The following is an 18,602-nucleotide window of genomic DNA, read 5'->3' on the forward strand; positions in this document are numbered from 1 at the left end:
CGACGGCATCACGGCTGGCGAAGTATCTCCAGGATCTTCGCCAGCACTTCCTCGTTGAGATAGAGCTTGTGATCGCTGTCGACCACGGTGGTCGAGGTGGCGCCGGGAATCAGCGCGCTCTTGAGCGGCACGTAGCCATCGCTGGGCGGATCGGAGCCCGCCAGATCGCCCGCGAAGGTGTAGTAGCGGACGCCCGGCACCGGCATCAAGGCCTGCGCCGCATGGCTCACCGGCTGCGTGGCGCGCAGCGTGCTGATGCTGGTGAGACCCTTGTGCAGATAGTCCGCGGCCAGCAATGGATTTTCGTGTTCGCGATTGTCCTGGGCCACCCGATGCAACGCGTCGAGTTCCGGCGCGTGGGCGTGTACGAAACGCAGGGCGAGCCTGCCCAGGAAACTGTCCGCCGTGGGGCTGCCCAGGTGTGGCGAGGCCAGGAAGATCGCGCGCGTCACGCCGGGATAGGCGCGGAAACGGAACAGCGACTCGACCTGCGCGATGTCGGCAGCTGAACCCTGCAGCTCACTGGCCGGCACATCGAACACGGCATTCCAGATGACGTTGCCGCTGTCGGACACCAGCAGCCGCGAGATCACGCCGCCCATGCTGTGGCCGATCAGCACCATGTCGCGACGCGCGGGCGCCGTACCGTCGGAATCAAGCAGGCGCCACGCACGATCCATCATGCGCTGCACATTGAGACGATTGAGCAGCACGGGTGTATTGGTGGGATAGATGATGTGCCATACCTGATAGCGCGCTCGCAGCTCGGGCGAACCGTCGATCAGATTGGTCAGCCTGGCCCACACCATCGGGCTGCGCCCCAGCCCATGCACCATGATCACCGGCGTCTTGGCCGGGTCATAATCCTCCAGCAGATACAGGCCGGCGCGCAATGCGAACTGGCGTCCGCCGATGAGATTCCACACCGCCAGTCGATTGATGCGCGTGCGATCGAACAGCGCGGCATAGGCCGCCGAAAAATCCGTCGCCAACGGCACCTCGCGTTGGCCGATGGTGATCTGCGTCCGTTGGCGCGTGCCCGCCACCACCAGCTCGGCGGTGCCGTCTTTCCCCGGCTCGATCCATGCGGTGAGCGCGCGCGTGATGCCATCCGGCGGATCGAGCGCGCAGATCGGCCGGTCATGGCATTGCGCCTGCCAGCCCACCATCGGCACGCCGAAGCCAGGCGAGGTGTAGCGCTCGCCCATCACCGCGGGAATGGTGACTTCGTCGGCACGGACCAGCGCGATGGGACCGTCGTAAAGACTGTTGGGCAAGTCGCGAAACACTACCCGCAGCGGCTCGCCTGCCACGCTGAGCGTGCGCGGCCGCCACAGTGCAGGCTCCTGGTCCAGCAGATAGCCCAGCAGCTCGTGCGTGCAGCTATCGGCGATGGCTTGCGCCGTTGTCTGCTGCGCCGCCTGGTCCGACTCCAATGCGCGATAGGCCGCGACCGCGCAACGCATCCAGCTGCGCGCGGCGATGTCCTTGCGCGGCGTTTCGGCGGCCTCGCGCCACAGATGTCTGGCACGGACGAGTGCATCGCCCTCGCCCCCTGTTTTTACCGTACCCCTGCAGGCTGCCAACAGCACGAGGCCAGCCAACACGGCCAGGCGGCACGAGCGTGTTTTGCCAGGGACACATGAGCGGCGCATGCGGGCACTCGTCGCCAGACGGGTTGCAGACCAGGCAGGCCGGTTCGCACAGGCCCACAGCCAAGGGAACGCCGCGCCACGCTACGCCATTCATCCGATGGGCGCACTACTTCTTTGGCATGCCCGTTGTGCTCAGGCCCTTCCCGCCGCGTCGAGAATGTCCTGACATTCGAGAATCGCCCTGGGCGCGCCATGCCTCGCCACCGACAACATCGCCTGCCCGATGATCACGGTGCTGAGGATGTGCCTGGGAAACAGGGCGCGCAGCAGGGGTACCAACGGCCGCGAAAGCACATACACCACGCGCGACAGGGTGGTCTTGGACCGCTCGCCGTGCACCGGCTCGATAAAGCCGGGGCGGAACAGGAACACCTGGCGGAACGGCAGCTTTCGCAGCGCATTCTCGGTACGCCCCTTCACCCTCGCCCACATGCTGCGCCCCTGTTCGCTGCTGTCGGTGCCCGCTCCGGATACATAGACGAACACCATGGCAGGATTGAGCCGCACCAGCGTATTCGCTGCCGCCAGGGTCAGGTCGTAGGTGAGCCGGGTATAGCCGGCCTCGTCCATGCCTGCCGCACTGACGCCCAGGCAAAAGAAGCAGGCGTCGTAGCCCTGCAGCTCATGCTCGATCGAACGGTAGTCGAAGAAATCCCCATGCACGATTTCACGCAGCTTGGGGTGGACGACGCCGCCCCCCGTCCGTCCCACCACCAGCACCTCATCCACATCCGGCGCGGCCAGGCATTCGCGCAATACGCCCTGCCCGACCATGCCGGTGGCACCCCATAGAACGATCTTCATCGCGACACCTCCATGCGCTCTCACGCCGCCGGAAACGGCGGCATGTCGCCCGCCTCGTAATCGGTGGACACCGTCACGTCGCGCCAGCGTTCGGCGGCCTTGCTGCGCTCGCCATCGATCATGCCGAAGTAATGCAGCGCGTCGCTGCCAAGCAATAGATGGCGCGGCGGCTGCTCGTGATAACCCATCTTCAACACCACCTGGGCCACGCGTGCCGCATCGCCCGCCTGTTTGCCCAGCGCATCCTTGAGCCGTTCGCGGAACACGCCGACGGAGGCCTGATAGTCAGGCAGCAGATCCCCCAGCGTGCTGTTGGCCTCGGCGGCCCAATCCGTGCGCATGCCGCCGGGCTCCAGCGAGCAAAGCCTGATACCCAGATGTTCGACCTCCGCCGCCACCACCTCGGTGAAGCCGCCCACCGCCCATTTCGCTGCCTGGTAAGCGGACAGGCCTGGCGTACCGATGCGCCCGCCGACCGAGGAAATCTGCAGGATGTGCCCCGAACGCTGCGCGCGCATCACCGGCAAGGCGGCGCGGGTCAGGTTCACCACGCCGTAGAAATTGGTTTCGATCTGGGCGCGGAAATCGTCCTCCTCGGTCTGCTCGAATGGCCGGGCGTGACCATAACCGGCGTTGTTGACCAGGACGTCCAGACGTCCAAACGCCTTGACGGCTTCGTCCACGGCCACGCGGGCGGCCACGGGATCCGCCACATCCAGGGCCACCGCGCGAACCTGCTCGCCGTAACGCTCGACCAGATCGGCCAGCTGCCCGGGGCGACGTGCCGTAGCCACCAGCCGGTCGCCATGGGCAAGCACTGCTTCGGCGATATCGCGGCCGAGGCCGCGCGAACTACCCGTTACCAACCATACCTTCGACATGATGTTCTTCCTCGTCATTGAGTGATTACACACTCATTTAATGATCACAAAAAATCAGGCTTTGCCGATCGCATTCCAGAACGCCTCGAAGCCTGCCGATCGATAGTGTTCTGCCCGTGCCGGTTCGCGCACGACGAAATCCATGGTGGTTTCCGCCAGGGCCGTCAGCAAGGCACCCACGAAGGCGGGATCCAGATCCTTCAACGCCCCCTTTGCCGTGGCCTCCTGCAACATGCCCTGCACATCGCCAAAGGGCGCCGAGCCGATCGCCTTGGTTTCCGGCGTGATTCGCTCGGAGACGCTGAGCTGCGCCATCACCTTGCGTCCGTGCGGATGGGCTACGCCCCAGCCGATATAGGTGCGCCACACATGGCTCGCACGCTCGCGGCTGCTGGCGCGGCGCGGATAACCCGTGAGCATGGCGTCGCGCATGTCCACCTTCAGCTCCAGGTACAGCTGGTTGAGCAGCGTGTCCTTGCTGTCGAAATAGGTGAACAGCGTGCCTTCCGCCACGCCCGCCTCACGGGCGATCTTCGCGGTGGGCGCACTGATCCCCTGCTCCGCGAACACTTTCGTGGCGGCATCGAGGATGGCGTTGCGCTTGTCTTCGCTGCGAGGACGGGCCATGGAGGGTCAATAACTGAGTGACCACTCAATCATAGGTCCGCCCGGCCCGGACTTCAAGGGCAATGCCGGAGAAACCTCAGAGCAGGCCTTCGATCGGCAACAGCCCGCTGGCGTTGACCTTGAAGCGCCGCCACCAACTGGTCTCCGGCGCGTGGTCGTAGCGAACCTCCGGCTGGCCCGGCGTCTTGCCCAGCCAGTACACGCTGCCCTTGTCGTCCAGCAGCACCTGGTAGCTGTGCACCGGCTTGGTCGCGTCGGCGAAGATCGCCAGCAGCGCCTTGGCCAGAGCCGGCGAGTCCACGATCACGCCATCTTCGGTATTGATGTGCACCGAGCGCGGATCGAGATTCATCGAGCCGACAAAGGCATGTTGCTCGTCGACCACCATCGCCTTCGCGTGCAGGCTGTTGCTGCCGGAGGACGAGCCGAAGAAACTGCTGCCGCCGCGACCGCGCCGGGCGTCCGGCTTCAATTCGTACAGGTGCACGCCGGCCTTCAACAAGGCCACGTGATAGGACGCATAGGCCACATAGACATTGCCGGCGTCCGTGGAGGCCAGCGAGTTGGTGAGGATCGCCACCTCGACACCGCGGTCGCACATGCCCTTGAAGTAGGCCACGCCCCTGTCGCCCGGCACGAAGTACGGCGAGATCAAGGTGAGCCGTTGCTGCGCGCCATCCATCCATGCGCGGATCTGCGGCGCCATGTGCAGGTCTTTGGCATCAGCCGCGGGATTGCCCTTCTCCGGATCATCCGCCAGATACGTGGCGGTGCCCCAGGCCCAGGCGGTGGCCGGCGCCTCGTTCGCCAGGTCGCCGACGCGGGCGACCAGACTCTGCGCATAGCCGCTCTCGCTGAACTGGCGCGCGCTCGCCGCCATGGTCTTGCGCAGCTGCGCCAACTTCTCGGCACTGGGCGTCTTGCGATGGAAGGCCCCAATCGGAAACGACTGCTCGCTGTTCCAGTACCGATCGAACATCTGCCCGACTTCAGCCACCACGGGACCCACGGTCAGCACATCCAGGTCGCGGAAGTTGACGCTGTCGTCCGCATCGAAATATTCGTCGCCGATATTGCGGCCGCCGACGATGGCCATGGCGCCGTCGGCGATCATCGCCTTGTTGTGCATGCGCCGGTTGAGCCGGGAGAAATCGCCGGCAAACTGCATGCCCATGCTCAAGGTCGACTTGCTGCGATCCAGAAAGGGATTGAAGAGCCGGATCTGGATGTTCGGATGGCCATCCAGGATGCGCAGCACATCGTCGTTGCCGGCCACATGCAGGTCGTCGAGCAGCAGGCGCACGCGCACGCCGCGATCGGCCGCCGCCAACAGGCGCTGCGCAAGCAGGCCGCCGGTCGCATCGGAATGGAACATGTAGTACTGCAGGTCGAGCGAATGCACGGCGCGATTGGCCAGCGCAATGCGCGCCAGCAAGGCGTCGTTGGAGTCGCTGATCAGCCGCAGGCCGCTGTCGCTGCCATGTTGCGCAGCGATGCGCTTGGCGTACGCCTCCAGCGGCGCATCCGGCTGGACCGGCAGCACCGTGCTGGGAATGCGTGGGTAATCGGGACGAAGATCCGAATGGGTGCAGGCAGCCAGCGCCAACAGCCCTAGACAGGCGAGGCGACGCAACAAGGTGCAGGCCATGTTCCCTCCTTGGAAGCGACTGTGGCTGAGGTAGCAGTCGGGCGCAAGGTCTTGGATGAAGACTGCCCTTTTGTGGGAGCGCACCCTGTGCGCGACTAGGCGTCGCTACGTAGCCACGCCCAGTCGCGCACAGGGTGCGCTCCCACAGCGGAGAGGTTGCTGCTAGCCGGCCGTTACAGGGATCAACGCCCGAAGGTGATTTCCCGACCTTCGTGATCGCGATCCCAACCGCGCAGCTCGTCGCGGATATGCGCCACGCGCTGGCGGCCGAGGGCATTGCGCTCCTCGTCCAGCACCTGGCCATCGAGCAGTTCGGCCAGGCGTTGCGCGGTGGGCAGCATGGCGTCCCACGCGTCGAGCGCGGGGATCGGTGCCGGCAGCGTCATGAAGAAACTCAGGCCCGGCGTACGCATGGCGTCCACGCGGCTGAGGTCGAAATTGCCGGGCTTGACCATGTTGGCGACGCTGAAGATCGGACCCAGCTCGCGCTTGCCGTCCAGCAGCCGGTGGTAAATGCCCATGTCGCCGAATTCCAGGCCGGTCTTTTCGGCGGCCACGATGAGGTCGGCGCCGTTGAAGACATTGCCCTCGCGCGCCACCACGAACAGCGTGACGATGCGTTCCACCGGCAGGCGTTCCGGGCGACGGCCAACGTCCGAGCGCGGCGGCACGCGCGGCGTCTCCGGCATCGGCGCAGGGGCCGGGGCGGCTACCGGGGCCGGCTCGGGCTCATGCACGCGCGGCGCGGCGACCTGATCGGCCCCCGTGGCCTGCGCCAGGCTTTGTTCGAACTGCTCCGGCGGTGCGCGCAGCGCATCGACAATGGATGCAGCCATGCCCAGCGGCCGGCCCACCGGTGCCGGATCGACGCGGCCCTTGCCGCCGCGATCCTTGCCGTCCGCAAGCGTGGCGCCCAGACGTTCCAGTTCCTCGCGGAAACCGACGTCGAGCTCGCCCTGTTGCGGCGACTGGCGAGCATCGAGCTCGTCCATGTGGAAATCTTCGCGCGCACTGAACGAGGGTTCGTCGGACGTCTCGCCTTCGGTACCGAAGGTCGGCTCGCGACGCTCGCCCGAGGCCATCACCACCACACGCCGCTTGCCCTGCTCCTTCTTCGGCTGGCCGAACAGCCACATCGCCGCCAGCACGACCAGGCCAAGGATGAGCATCGGGATGCCGACGGCGGCATTCCAGGCGAAAGCGAGTACGGGTTGCGCGGTCATATCAAATCCTCAAGCTGCGCCCGCAAGTTTAGCTGCTTCGGCGAGATCCACCTGCACCAGGCGCGACACGCCCGGTTCGCGCATGGTCACGCCACACAGTTGGGAAGCCGCTTCCATAGTGGCCTTGTTGTGGCTTACGAAGATGAACTGCACCTTTTCGCTCATCTCGCGCACCATGTTGGAGAAGCGCCCCACGTTGGCCTCGTCCAGCGGCGCGTCCACCTCGTCCAGCAGGCAGAACGGCGCGGGGTTGAGGCCGAAGATGGCGAACACCAGCGACACCGCGGTCAACGCCTTCTCGCCGCCGGAAAGCAGCGTGATGTTGGAAACGCGCTTGCCCGGCGGGCGCGCCATGATCGCCACGCCGGTATCGAGCAGGTCGTCGCCGGTGAGTTCGAGGTAGGCGTGGCCACCGCCGAACAGGCGCGGGAACAGCTCCTGCACGCCGGCGTTGACGCGATCGAAGGTTTCCTTGAAGCGCTGGCGCGTTTCGCGATCGATCTTCTTGATCGCCGCCTCCAGCGTTTCCATCGCGCTGACCAGGTCGGTCAGCTGGTTGTCGAGGTACGTCTTGCGCTCGCTCTGCTCGGCGTGTTCCTGGATCGCGGCCAGGTTCACCGGTTCCAGGCGAACGATCTTCTGGCCGATCTCGACCAGCTGCGTGCGCCACTGGCTGGCGTCGGCGTTCTCGGCGAGTTCGGCCAGCAGCGGCTCCAGTTCCAGGCCCGACGCGGTGATGGCTTCGGCCAGCTGCTCGGCGCGCAACTGCAGTGCCTGAGCGGCGAGGCGCTTCTGCGAGAGGTTTTCGCGCAGGCCTTGCAGCAACTGCTCGATGCGCTGGCGCTCCTGCTCCAGGCGACGGAATTCGCCGTCGCAGTCTTCCAGCGCACGCCGCGCTTCCACCAATTGCTTGTCCACCAGCAGGCGCTGGTCGAGATAGGTCTGGCGTTCGGCTTCCAGTTCCGCGATGGGATCGGACCCGGCGGCCAGCTGTTCGGCAATTTCGCTGCGACGCGCTTCGATCTGGCGCAACTGCGTGTCCATGCGCGCCAGCGACTGTTCCAGCGACGTGAGCGAGGAGCGCTTGGACTCCATCGACAGCGCCAGCGCGTGCGCCTGGTCGGCCGCTTCGCGTGCATTCATGCGTGCTTCTTCGCGCGCTTCGAGCAGCGCGCGGCGCTCGTTCTCGAGTTCGCGACGCTGGTCTTCCATGTCACCCATGTGGCCGACGGATTCGTCCAGGCGCGCCCGCGCCTCGCGCGTCTGCGTCTGCAATTCGTCGAGCTGGGCAATCAGGTCGCTGACTTCGCCGGCGACTTTTTCCGCGCGGGCACGCGCCGTTTCCATCTTGCCGCGATGGCTCTGCACCTGGCCGGCCAGTTCCGACTGACGGCGGTGCGCGTTGTAGAGTTCCCGCTGTGCATCGTCGCGCGCACGCTCGGCTTCGAACTTGCTCGTGCGCAAATCGTCCAGCGTGCCAGTGGCTTCTTCGATGCGGTCTTCCAGCGCCTGGATCTGCTCGGCCAGCGTACGCATCTCGCGCTCGCGCGCCAGCACGCCCACCTGGTTGCCCTGTGCACGACGCACGCGCGCCCAGCCCGGGCCCAGCCACTCGCCGCTGCGCGTCATCACCGACTGGTACGGCGCCAGCGCCGAGAGACCGGCAACGATCTGATGCGCGTGTTCAATCGAGTCGGCGGTGAGCACATGATTGAGGATCGACAGCGCCGCTGCCGGACCGCGCACATGCGCCGCCAGCGTGCCGGCGGTATTCACACCGCCGTCGGCGCCGTTGACCAAGGCCACGTCCGCATTCTCCAGCGCGCCGAATTCGGTGGCGAGGGTGTGCGATTCGTCCACCAGCACCGCATCGAGGAAACCGGCGAGCGCCGTTTCGACGGCCGTTTCCCAACCCGCTTCCACCTGCAGCGATTCGCCCAGGCGGCGCGATTTGTCCAACCCCAGACGCGCCAGCCAGCCGCTCGCTGCACTTTCCTCCTGGCCGAGCGCCGCGTGCTGCAGGGCTTCCAGCGAGGCGTGACGGCCACGTGCGGTCTGCAACTGCTGGCGCGCCTCGTTGAGCGACGACTGCACCTGGCGCTCTTCGTCCAACACTTTTTCGTGGCTGAGCTTGTGCTGATCGAGCAGGCTGCCCAGCGATTCGACGCGTTCGCGCTGCGTGTCGTGCTCGACCAGCAACTGCTCGGACGCGGCATCGAGTGCGGCGATATCGGTGGCCTTCTGCTCGGCCTCCAGCGCTTCGCGACGGCGTCCAAGATCGACGCCCTGGCGATCCAGGTAATTGAGCTTGGTGCGCTCCACTTCGGCAGCGCGGCTGGACTCGCCGGCCGTGCGCGTGTGCGAATCCCAGCGCTGCTGCCAGTCGGCCAGCTTGGTTTCGGTGTCTCGTAGCGATTCGGTGGTGTCGTCCTGCATCTGCTGCAGGGCCTCGAGCTTGGGCTCGCCTTCGGCCAGCGCCGTGCGCAGCGTTTCCACCTGCGTGCGGTCGTTGGCGATGTGCTCGGCCAGTTCAGCGTGTTCGCGCTCGGTCTCGCCCTGCGCACGCTGCAGGCGATCGGCGGTTTCGCGGTTGAAACGCACCTGCTGCTCGACGCGCGCGATCTCGGCGCCGACCTTGTAGACCTCGGCCTGCACCTTGTTCAGATGATCGGTGGCATCGGTGTGACGCTCGCGCACCGTTTCCATCTGCGCCTCGTGATGGCGCTGGCTGGCAACGTGCTTCTCGATCTCGATCTCGGCCGCGGACAGGCCCGAGCCTTCCTGGTCGTGCTGGCCCTTGAGGCCGCGGTATTCGAGCGCGCGCAACTCGGCTTCCTTGCGCGTCTGCTCGTCCTTCAAAGCCTTCCAGCGCTCGGCGGCGCGGGCCTGCCGGTTCAAATGTTCGAGCTGCTTGTCCACTTCGTCGCGCACGTCGCGCACGCGGTCGAGGTTTTCGCGGGTGGCCTTGATGCGGCTCTCGGTTTCCTTGCGGCGCTCCTTGTACTTGGAGATGCCGGCGGCTTCTTCCAGATGCGTGCGCAGTTCGTCGGGCGCGGCCTCGACGATCTGGCTGATCATGCCCTGCTCGATGATCGAGTAGCTGCGCGGACCCAGGCCGGTGCCGAGGAACAGATCGGTGATGTCGCGGCGGCGGCAGCGCGCGCCGTTGAGGAAGTACGCCGACTGACCGTCGCGGGTGACCTGGCGCTTCACCGAAATCTCGGCGTACTGCCCGTATTCGCCCTGGATGGTGCCGTCGGCGTTGTCGAAGATCAGCTCGACCGTGGCCTGGCCCACCGGCTTGCGCGCGTTGGAACCGGAAAAGATCACGTCGGTGAGCGAGTCGCCGCGCAAACGGCTGGCCGCGCTTTCGCCCATCACCCAGCGGATGGCGTCGATGATGTTGGACTTGCCGCAACCATTGGGACCGACCACGCCGGTCATATTGGTCGGCAGATGCAGGGTCGTCGGGTCCACGAAGGACTTGAAGCCGGCGAGTTTGATCGTAGTCAGGCGCATGCGGGCATCGGCGGCAAAAGTGGATAAGCCCGGGGGCGCCCGGGCGATGGGTCACTGTGCCAAACGCCGGCCCCAGCCGCAATGCGTTTAGACACTATGTTTCACTTTAACAGCAGCTTGTAAGCCAATGTTATAAAAGAATTTAGATGACGAAGGAATTTGGCGGGAAGCAAGGCGTCGGGGCGTATGGGCCTGGAACGCCGCGAACTGGCTAAAAAGTAAGCACTTCCCGCCGAAACCGAGCCGCCGCGGGGCTTATTCCCCCGGCGCCTTCGCATCGATGGATAGCGCGTGGATACCGTTGTCCATCAGACCCTGCAGGGCCGCATAGACCAGGCGATGGCGCTTGATCGACAGCTGTCCGGCAAAGGCCGCGCTGACGACGCGCACATGGAAATGGCCCTTCCCTTCGTTGGCGTGGCCGGCGTGCTTGTAGCCCTCGTCCAGCACCTCGAGCGTCGAAGGATCGAGCGCCTGCTGCAGCCGCTCGCGGATCTGCTCGGCCATGGGCGCGCTCATGCCCGCGGCAGCGCCTTGATGAACGGCTTCACGCTGACGCTGGCGTAGACGCCGGCATCCACGTACGGATCGACCTTGGCCCAGGCTTCCGCCTCGGCCTGCGACGGGAACTCCGCCAGGATCAGGCTGCCGGTGAAGCCGGCCGGGCCGGGGTCATTCGATTCGATGGCGGGAAACGGGCCGGCGATCAACAGGCGGCCTTCGTCCAGCAGCTTCTGCAGGCGCTCGATATGCGCGGGGCGCGCAGCCTTACGCTTTTCCAGCGAATCGGGGACATCGGTTCCGACGATGGCAAACCACATGGGGAAACACCTAGGGGTTAAAAGCGAAAGTTTAGCCGACTGCGCCACTCCTCCGCTGGATGGCCTTGCTTTTGGGTTGGTGGCGCCCATCTGGCGTGGAAAGCGGCGGCACCATCACGGCGCCCGCCACCTCAGGGACACCAAGACGGGAGAGGAAGATGGAGTTGTGGAATGGATTTGTCACCCTGATCAACCAGGTGCTGGGTGGCCTGGCTCACGAACTGGGCAATAGCTACGGGCTCGCCATCATCGTCATGGCACTGGTGGTTCGACTGGGGCTGCTGCCGTTGACGTTGCGCACCGCCGAGCAGGGCTGGCACCAGCGACGCAAGATGGAGGCCATCAAGCCAAAGCTGGAAGATCTCGCGAAACGCCATGCCGATGACCCGACGGCGCACGCGGCCGCGATGCGCACGCTTTACCGCGAACACGGCATCGGCGCCGGCATGGGCAGCGGGCTGCTGACCGCATTGGTGCAGGCGCCACTCGGACTGGGCGTCTACAGCGCTATCCGCCAGGGTTTGGCCGGCGCCGGATCGTTCCTGTGGATTCCACGGCTGGCACGGCCGGACATCCTGCTGGCGCTGCTGGTCGGGGCGCTTAGCTATGCGGCGATCACGCTCAACCCGGCGATGTCGACCCAGCTCAAAACCGTACTCCAGCTGTTGCCGGTGCTCGTGTCCTTCATCGTGGTGTGGCACGCCGCCGCCGGCCTTGGCCTGTACTGGGCGGCCTCCAGCGCGGTCAATGTACTGCAGTCGGCGTTGCTGCGCCGTCGTCTGCGCGCCTATCGCTGACCCATAAAAAAAGCCCCGGTCTCGCCGGGGCTTTTTCATGCGCGGGTACTCAGGCTTCCGGGCGCATATACGGGAACAGCAATACATCGCGGATCGATGCCGAACCGGTCAGCAGCATCACCAGACGGTCGATGCCGATACCCAGGCCGCCGGTCGGCGGCAGGCCCACTTCCAGCGCGCGGATGTAGTCGGCATCGAAGTGCATCGCTTCGTCGTCGCCGCCAACCTTGGCTTCCACCTGCTTCTGGAAACGGGCGGCCTGGTCTTCCGGGTCGTTCAACTCGGAGAAGCCGTTGGCCAGCTCCTTGGCGTTGATGAACAGCTCGAAGCGGTCGGTGATGCCGGGATTGGTGTCGCTCTCGCGCGCAAGCGGGGACACTTCGACCGGATGATCGGTGATGAAGGTCGGCTGGATCAGCGTGTGCTCCACCGTCTTCTCGAAGATTTCCAGCAGCAGGCGTCCCCAGCCGAAACCGTCCTTCACCTGGCAACCCAGACGCTTGGCGTGCGCGGCCATCGCCTCGCGATTGCGCAGGTCGTCGCGCTTGATCTCCGGGTTCAACTCCAGCACGGCGTCTTCCATGCTCCAGCGGCGGAACGCCGGACCCACGTCGATCTCGTTGCCTTCCCACACCAGCTTGGTGGTGCCAATCACGTTCTTGGCGGTCTCGCGGATCACTTCCTCGGTGATGTCCATGATCTCGGTGTACGTGGCGTACGCCTGGTACAGCTCGAGCATGGTGAACTCGGGGTTGTGTCGGGTCGACACGCCCTCGTTGCGGAAGTTGCGGTTGATCTCGTACACGCGGTCGAAACCGCCGACCACCAGGCGCTTGAGGTACAGCTCGGGCGCCACGCGCAGGAACAGGTCCATATCGAGCGCGTTGTGATGCGTCACGAACGGACGCGCCGTGGCGCCGCCCGGGATCACGTGCATCATCGGCGTCTCCACTTCCATGAAGCGGCGCGGCTCGGCTTCCAGCCACTTGCGCATGAAGCCGATGATCTTGGAGCGCTGCGCAAACGTGCGGCGCGCTTCCTCGGTGACGATCAGGTCGACGTAGCGCTGGCGATAGCGCTGCTCCACGTCGGCCATGCCGTGATGCTTGTCCGGCAGCGGACGCAGGCTCTTGGTCAGCAGGCGCAGCACATCCACCTTCACCGACAGCTCGCCCGTGCGCGTGCGCATCAGCATGCCTTCGGCGCCGACGATGTCGCCCATGTCCCAGCTCTTGAACGCCTTGTACGTATCCTCGCCCACCGTGCCCTGGTGGATGAACAGCTGGATGCGTCCGTTGACATCCTGCATCTGCACGAAGGCGACCTTGCCCTGGTCGCGCTTGAGCATGACGCGGCCGGCGACTTTCACGCGGCGAGCGAGGCCTTCGATGGCTTCCGCGGTCCACTTCTGTGCATCGGCAAACTCGGCCTGCAGATCGCCCGTGAACGCGTCGATCTTGAAATCGTTCGGAAACGCCACGCCCTGCCCACGCAACGCCTTGAGTTTCTCGCGGCGCTCGGCGATCAGCTTGTTCTCGTCGATGGGCTGGATATCGGTCGGTTCAGTCATGAGGTTCCCGTCGCTGCCAGCGCCTGCCTCATGTGGCGGACGCATTTTTTTGTTTGTCTTCAGATCGTCAGGGCGAAGGGTTTTCCCCGCGCCACCAATGATCAATCGTCCTTACCGAACGCGTGCTTGACGGCGTGCCTGGTGGCATTCCATCCATCACGCGCGCCGTGCCCGACGGTCAGGGCGGCATCCCTCGTGCCGTGACCCACCGCCACTCCCACATCCTTCGCACCGTGCCCTACGGACACGGCCGCGTCCTTCGTGGCATGGCCCACGTCGCGGCCCGCGTCGCCGACCTTCTTGCCGGCCGCGCGCGCATCCTCCTTGACGCCCTGGCTGGCAGAGTTGTCCTGCGCAATGACCGTACCCTGCCATGCCATCAAGGCGACACATGCCATCAGCGTCCGAAAAATCTTCCTGCGATTCATGCGGGCATTACCTCCGGCGTGGCCAGGTTCCATAGGTGTCGATCAGGCATCCACGCGCTTGGCACCAGCATCCAGGCCGGACTTCAAGCTCGCTTCAACGAATTCGTCGAGATCGCCGTCCAACACCTTCTGCGTATCCGAACGCTCGATGCCGGTACGCAGATCCTTAATACGGCTCTGGTCCAGCACGTAGTTGCGGATCTGGCTGCCCCAGCCGATGTCGGACTTGCTCGCTTCCAGCGCATCCTTCTCGGCATTGCGCTTCTGCAACTCCAGCTCGTACAGCTTCGCAGCCAACATCTTCATGGCGCGATCGCGGTTGGCGTGCTGGCTGCGTTCGGTCTGGCAGGCCACCACCGTATTGGTCGGGATATGCGTGATACGCACGGCCGATTCGGTCTTGTTGACGTGCTGACCACCGGCGCCGGACGAGCGGTACACGTCGGTGCGCAGATCGGCCGGGTTGATGTCGATATCGATGTCGTCGTCGACTTCCGGCGACACGAACACCGAGGTGAAGCTGGTGTGGCGGCGGTTGTCCGAATCGAACGGGCTCTTGCGCACCAGGCGGTGCACGCCGATCTCGGTCTTCAGCCAACCATAGGCGTAGTCGCCTTCCACGCGGAACGTGGCGGACTTGATGCCCGCGACTTCGCCGCCCGACACTTCCATCAGCTCGACCTTCCAGCCGCGCGATTCGGCCCAGCGCAAGTACATGCGCAGCAGGATTTCGGCCCAGTCCTGCGCCTCGGTGCCGCCGGCGCCGGCCTGGATGTCCACGAACGCGTTGTTGGCGTCCATCTTGCCGGAGAACATGCGCTGGAATTCGAGCTTGGCGACCTTGGCTTCGAGGCCGGCCAGATCGGCGATCACCGAGTTGGCGGTGTCTTCGTCGCTGTCGGCGGCGGCCATCTCCAGCAACTCGCCAGCATCGGTGAGGCCGGAGGTCAGGGTGTCGATACCGCTGACGATGGTGTCCAGGCGGGCGCGTTCGCGGCCCAGTTCCTGCGCGCGCGGCGGATCGTCCCACACGGTGGGGCTTTCCAGTTCGCGGCTTACTTCTTCGAGACGCTCACGCTTGGTGGCGTAGTCAAAGATACCCCCTAAGCGACTCGACGCGGCCCTTGAGGTCCGCGATCTGCGCATGGATCGGATTGGTCTCGATCATGTGATTTGAAGTTCCGGATATTCAGCCTTCTAGGATAACAGAGGTGCCTCAGCGGCCGGAATGCGCCCGGTGTAAACGGCCACCGTGAACATGCGTTCATGTGCGACGGGCCGACCGTTTCCCGGAACGGGCGACAGGAACCGCGTCATCACAAGGATTGGCAGATGGGGAATACGCGTAACGATTGGCGGGCTGCGGCCTTGGCCGGCCTGCTGACCCTGGCGAGTGCGGGCGTGGCCGCCGGGGGAATCAGCGTTTCCCATCCCGTGCTTCCTGGCGCCGAAAGCATCGATCAGGAAAACACCGATCTCCAGGCTATCTGGAAGGCGATGCGCTCCGCCGACGCGGATGCACTGGTCAAGCTGTACCAGGACAACCACGACCCGGTCGTCCATGTCTGGTCGGCGATGGCGCTGGAGCGCGTGCATTTCAACCTGGACGCCGCCACCGCCGACGCCAGCGCCTGCGAAAGCGCGCTGCTCGACGTGCGCCCGCAGATTGCCCTGTCGTGCGGCCAGTTTCTCATCGGCAACCTGCAACTGGCGGGACGCTGGGCCGATTCCCGCCAGGCGGAAAGCGAGCTCATCACCCGTTTTCGCGGTCACGGCATCGACCCCGAGCTCGACAAGATGCAGGCCTGGCTAGACAGCCATGCCGACGAGCCGATGCTTTCCTACGACATCCCCGCCGGCGACGTGATCCTGCCGCTGAAGCAAAGAGAGCGACAGATACGACCGGACGACCAGACCACTCCCCGTTTCACCGTTTCTGCCAACGGCCACGAGCTGGATGCCATCCTCGACACCGGCGCCAGCGACATGATCCTGGGCCAGGACGACGCCGACCGCCTGGGCGTGAAGCCGCTCGATCGCAAAGGCCACGTCAACGGCTGGCTCGCCAAGGATGTCCCCACCCAGGCCGGGGTTCTCGAAACGCTGGAGATGGGCGGCATCACCCTGCACAACGTGCCGGTGACCGTGGTGCCGCGGCATATCGTGTTGATCGGCGGCAACCTGGTGGCGCCGCTGGGCACGCTGGAGATCACCCGCAGCGATATCCACGTCTTCGGCAAGGATTCTCCCGTGCCCGCCTGCGCCACGGCCATGCGCGTCAGCAGCGCGGCCTGGGGCAGCAACATTCGGCTGTATCCGCAGCTGTTGGTCAACGACACGCCTCAATCGGTGATGCTCGATACGGGCGCGAGCCACTACCTGGTCGGCACGCGCGCCGCGCTGGACGAGGTCACCGCACTCCATCGCACGAAAACCATGATGGGCGACATCGGCGGCAAGCACGCGTTCGTCAATGCCGACACTGCCAAGGTCAAGCTCACCATCGCAGGCCAGCCGTTCGACATGACGTTCGATGTCTACACTGAAGCAGACAACGTCAAGCATCCCATCACGCTGGGCGCCGGCGCCCTCCGCGACATGGATTTCCTGCTGGATTTCCGCCGCCAGCATCAGTGCTTCCTGCTGCACGCCAACCTGCGTTGATCGCGCGACGGCCGTGCAAACGCGCGGCCGTCATCATAGACATCACGCCAGCGCCTGCTGATGCACCCCGCGCACCGCGCGGCCCGAAGGATCGGCCGCCGCCGCGAACGAGGGATCCCAGGCCAACGCGGCAGGCGAAGAACACGCGATCGACTTCCCGCCTGGCACCGTTTCCGCGCAGGCCTGACCGGGGTAGAAGCGCTCGAAGATGCGGCGATACAGATACGCCTCCTTGGTGGCCGGCGGGTTGTGCACAAAGCGCGTGGATGCAGCGGCGAATTCGCGATCACTCACCGCCTGCTCGGCATGCGCCTTGAGGCCGTCGATCCAGCCGTAACCCACGCCGTCGCTGAATTGCTCTTTCTGGCGCCACAGAATTTCGTCCGGCAGCGCACCCTGGAACGCCTCACGCAACACCGCCTTCTCGATGCGGCCCTGCCCCGCCATCTTGTGGCGCGCATCCATGCCCATGGCCACATCGAGGAATTCCAGATCGAGGAACGGCACGCGCGCTTCCACGCCCCAGGCCATCATCGACTTGTTCGCGCGCAGGCAGTCGTAGCTGTGCAGCGCATCGAGCTTGCGCACGGTTTCCTCGTGGAACGCCTCGGCCGATGGCGCCTTGTGGAAGTACAGATAGCCGCCGAAGATCTCGTCGGATCCTTCGCCCGACAGCACCATCTTCACGCCCATTGCCTTGATCCGGCGCGCAAGCAGATACATCGGCGTGGAAGCGCGGATGGTGGTGACATCGTAGGTCTCGATATGGCGGATCACTTCCGGCAGCGCGTCCAGGCCTTCCCAGAAGGTATACACAAAGCCATGGTGCACCGTGCCCAGCGCATCGGCGGCTACTTGGGCGGCAGCCAGATCCGGCGAACCTTCCAGGCCAATGGCGAAGGAATGCAAGCGCGGCCACCAGGCTTCGGCGCGATCGTCGTCTTCCACGCGATGCCGCGCAAAGCGCGCGGCGCATGCGGCCACCAGCGAAGAATCCAGGCCGCCGGACAACAGCACGCCGTACGGTACATCGGTCATCAGCTGGCGATGCACGGCTTGCTCGAACGCGTGACGCAGCTCGGGCAGCGGCACATCGTGTCCCTGTGTCTGCGCGTAGTCCCGCCAGGGCTTCTGATAGTAACGACGCAATTCGCCATCCGCGCTGTCGTAGACGTGCCCCGGAGGAAAGGGCGTCACGTCGTTGCACAGCCCGACCAGCGATTTCATTTCCGACGCCACACACAGGCGCCCTTCGCCATCGTGTCCCCAATAGAGCGGGCAGACACCGATGGGGTCGCGGGCAATGAGATAGCGCGAGGCGGCGCTGTCCCACAGGGCAAACGCGAAAATGCCGTTGAGTTGCGCTACCCAGGTCAACGGCGATTCGTTTTCCCGATACAGCGCGTTGATCACTTCGCAATCGGAGCCGGTGGTGAAGTCATAGGCGCTGGCCGCCCGAAGCTCACGGTGGTTGTAGATCTCGCCGTTCACCGCCAACGCCAGCACGTCGTCGCGCGAGCGCAGCGGTTGTGCGCCACTCGCCGGGTCGACGATGGCGAGGCGCTCGTGCACCAGGATTACCCCCGCGTCCACGAAGACGCCGCTCCAGTCCGGCCCCCGGTGGCGCTGGCGCTGGGAGAGTTCCAGCGCCTGCTGGCGTAACGCCGCCAGGTCATCGCCGGGCTGCAGATCGAACATGCCGAAGATCGAACACATGACTTGGATTCCTGGTTGTCTTTCGCGTGACGGAAAACAAAAAAGGCCCGCTGGGAGCGGGCCTTTTTGCGTGTGTAATGTGTTGCTGCTGCTTACACGCCGGCCCACCCGTTGCTGCGGGTATTGGTATTGGCATTGTTATTGTTCAGCGCGCGCAGCGGCTCGTGCGCCGACGCGGAGGCGGCGGTCATGGCAACGAGCTGGGCGTGAATGCTGAGCATGGGCCCGACTTCACCACATGTCGCTTCG

16 protein-coding genes are annotated in these 18,602 nt (G+C 65.1%); 2 read left to right on the forward strand and 14 right to left on the reverse strand.

Annotated features, from left to right (window positions below; all coding sequences use genetic code 11):
* Positions 1-8: 8 nt before the first annotated feature.
* The 9 genes from ACN9MB_RS12075 to ACN9MB_RS12115 form a co-directional block, all read right to left on the reverse strand.
* Positions 9-1,655 (reverse strand): lipase family alpha/beta hydrolase, encoded by a 1,647-nt coding sequence (locus tag ACN9MB_RS12075; RefSeq protein WP_426268999.1) that lies wholly within the window; start codon positions 1,653-1,655, stop codon positions 9-11.
* Positions 1,656-1,787: 132 nt separating this feature from the next.
* Positions 1,788-2,459 (reverse strand): NAD(P)H-binding protein, encoded by a 672-nt coding sequence (locus ACN9MB_RS12080; RefSeq protein ID WP_204636406.1) that lies wholly within the window; start codon positions 2,457-2,459, stop codon positions 1,788-1,790.
* A gap of 20 nt (positions 2,460-2,479) precedes the next feature.
* Positions 2,480-3,340 (reverse strand): SDR family NAD(P)-dependent oxidoreductase, encoded by an 861-nt coding sequence (locus tag ACN9MB_RS12085; RefSeq protein WP_426269000.1) that lies wholly within the window; start codon positions 3,338-3,340, stop codon positions 2,480-2,482.
* A 54-nt stretch (positions 3,341-3,394) separates the two neighbouring features.
* Complete coding sequence (locus ACN9MB_RS12090; RefSeq protein WP_426269001.1) at positions 3,395-3,967, reverse strand: TetR/AcrR family transcriptional regulator; 573 nt, start codon at positions 3,965-3,967, stop codon at positions 3,395-3,397.
* Between the two features lie 76 nt (positions 3,968-4,043).
* A complete protein-coding gene (locus ACN9MB_RS12095) occupies positions 4,044-5,615 on the reverse strand; it encodes a phospholipase D family protein (RefSeq protein ID WP_426269002.1) in 1,572 nt (523 codons plus the stop codon).
* Positions 5,616-5,797: 182 nt separating this feature from the next.
* Positions 5,798-6,838 carry a cell division protein ZipA gene (gene zipA, locus ACN9MB_RS12100; protein WP_204636402.1) on the reverse strand — a complete coding sequence of 347 codons (1,041 nt, stop codon included), beginning with the start codon at positions 6,836-6,838 and terminating at the stop codon, positions 5,798-5,800.
* Between the two features lie 9 nt (positions 6,839-6,847).
* The gene (gene smc / locus ACN9MB_RS12105; protein ID WP_426269003.1) at positions 6,848-10,357 is read right to left on the reverse strand and encodes a chromosome segregation protein SMC; all 3,510 of its coding nucleotides are present in this window, start codon (positions 10,355-10,357) and stop codon (positions 6,848-6,850) included.
* Between the two features lie 255 nt (positions 10,358-10,612).
* Positions 10,613-10,864, reverse strand: a complete 252-nt coding sequence (locus ACN9MB_RS12110) for a BolA family protein (protein WP_426269004.1) — start codon at positions 10,862-10,864, stop codon at positions 10,613-10,615.
* 8 nt (positions 10,865-10,872) lie between these two features.
* The gene (locus tag ACN9MB_RS12115; protein WP_204636399.1) at positions 10,873-11,178 is read right to left on the reverse strand and encodes a YciI family protein; all 306 of its coding nucleotides are present in this window, start codon (positions 11,176-11,178) and stop codon (positions 10,873-10,875) included.
* Positions 11,179-11,336: 158 nt separating this feature from the next.
* Between ACN9MB_RS12115 and ACN9MB_RS12120 the strand changes: the two genes are divergently transcribed.
* A complete protein-coding gene (locus ACN9MB_RS12120) occupies positions 11,337-11,975 on the forward strand; it encodes a YidC/Oxa1 family membrane protein insertase (protein ID WP_426269006.1) in 639 nt (212 codons plus the stop codon).
* 49 nt (positions 11,976-12,024) lie between these two features.
* Here ACN9MB_RS12120 and lysS read toward each other — a convergent pair whose 3' ends face one another.
* The 3 genes from lysS to prfB all read right to left on the reverse strand — a co-directional run bounded on the left by lysS (position 12,025) and on the right by prfB (position 15,141).
* Positions 12,025-13,545, reverse strand: coding sequence for a lysine--tRNA ligase (gene lysS, locus ACN9MB_RS12125; protein WP_426269007.1), 1,521 nt, complete (start codon positions 13,543-13,545; stop codon positions 12,025-12,027).
* A 101-nt stretch (positions 13,546-13,646) separates the two neighbouring features.
* The gene (locus ACN9MB_RS12130) at positions 13,647-13,973 is read right to left on the reverse strand and encodes a hypothetical protein (protein ID WP_426269008.1); all 327 of its coding nucleotides are present in this window, start codon (positions 13,971-13,973) and stop codon (positions 13,647-13,649) included.
* Positions 13,974-14,015: 42 nt separating this feature from the next.
* Positions 14,016-15,141 (reverse strand): peptide chain release factor 2 gene (gene prfB, locus ACN9MB_RS12135; RefSeq protein ID WP_204636396.1). Its coding sequence is split into 2 segments (ribosomal slippage): positions 14,016-15,065 and positions 15,067-15,141, totalling 1,125 coding nucleotides; the frame shifts between segments, so codons are not numbered across the junction.
* A 164-nt stretch (positions 15,142-15,305) separates the two neighbouring features.
* Between prfB and ACN9MB_RS12140 the strand changes: the two genes are divergently transcribed.
* Complete coding sequence (locus tag ACN9MB_RS12140) at positions 15,306-16,637, forward strand: aspartyl protease family protein (RefSeq protein ID WP_426269009.1); 1,332 nt, start codon at positions 15,306-15,308, stop codon at positions 16,635-16,637.
* 42 nt (positions 16,638-16,679) lie between these two features.
* Here the strand turns inward: ACN9MB_RS12140 and asnB are convergent, their stop codons facing one another.
* Together asnB and ACN9MB_RS12150 are read right to left on the reverse strand one after the other, a co-directional pair.
* Entirely contained in the window at positions 16,680-18,353 is a 1,674-nt protein-coding gene (asnB, locus tag ACN9MB_RS12145) for an asparagine synthase B (RefSeq protein WP_204636394.1), read from the reverse strand.
* 92 nt (positions 18,354-18,445) lie between these two features.
* Complete coding sequence (locus ACN9MB_RS12150) at positions 18,446-18,574, reverse strand: hypothetical protein (protein ID WP_426269010.1); 129 nt, start codon at positions 18,572-18,574, stop codon at positions 18,446-18,448.
* Between the last annotated feature and the right edge of the window lie 28 nt (positions 18,575-18,602).

The organism is Dyella kyungheensis, from assembly GCF_049913195.1.
GTDB classification, from domain to species: Bacteria; Pseudomonadota; Gammaproteobacteria; order Xanthomonadales; family Rhodanobacteraceae; genus Dyella; species Dyella kyungheensis.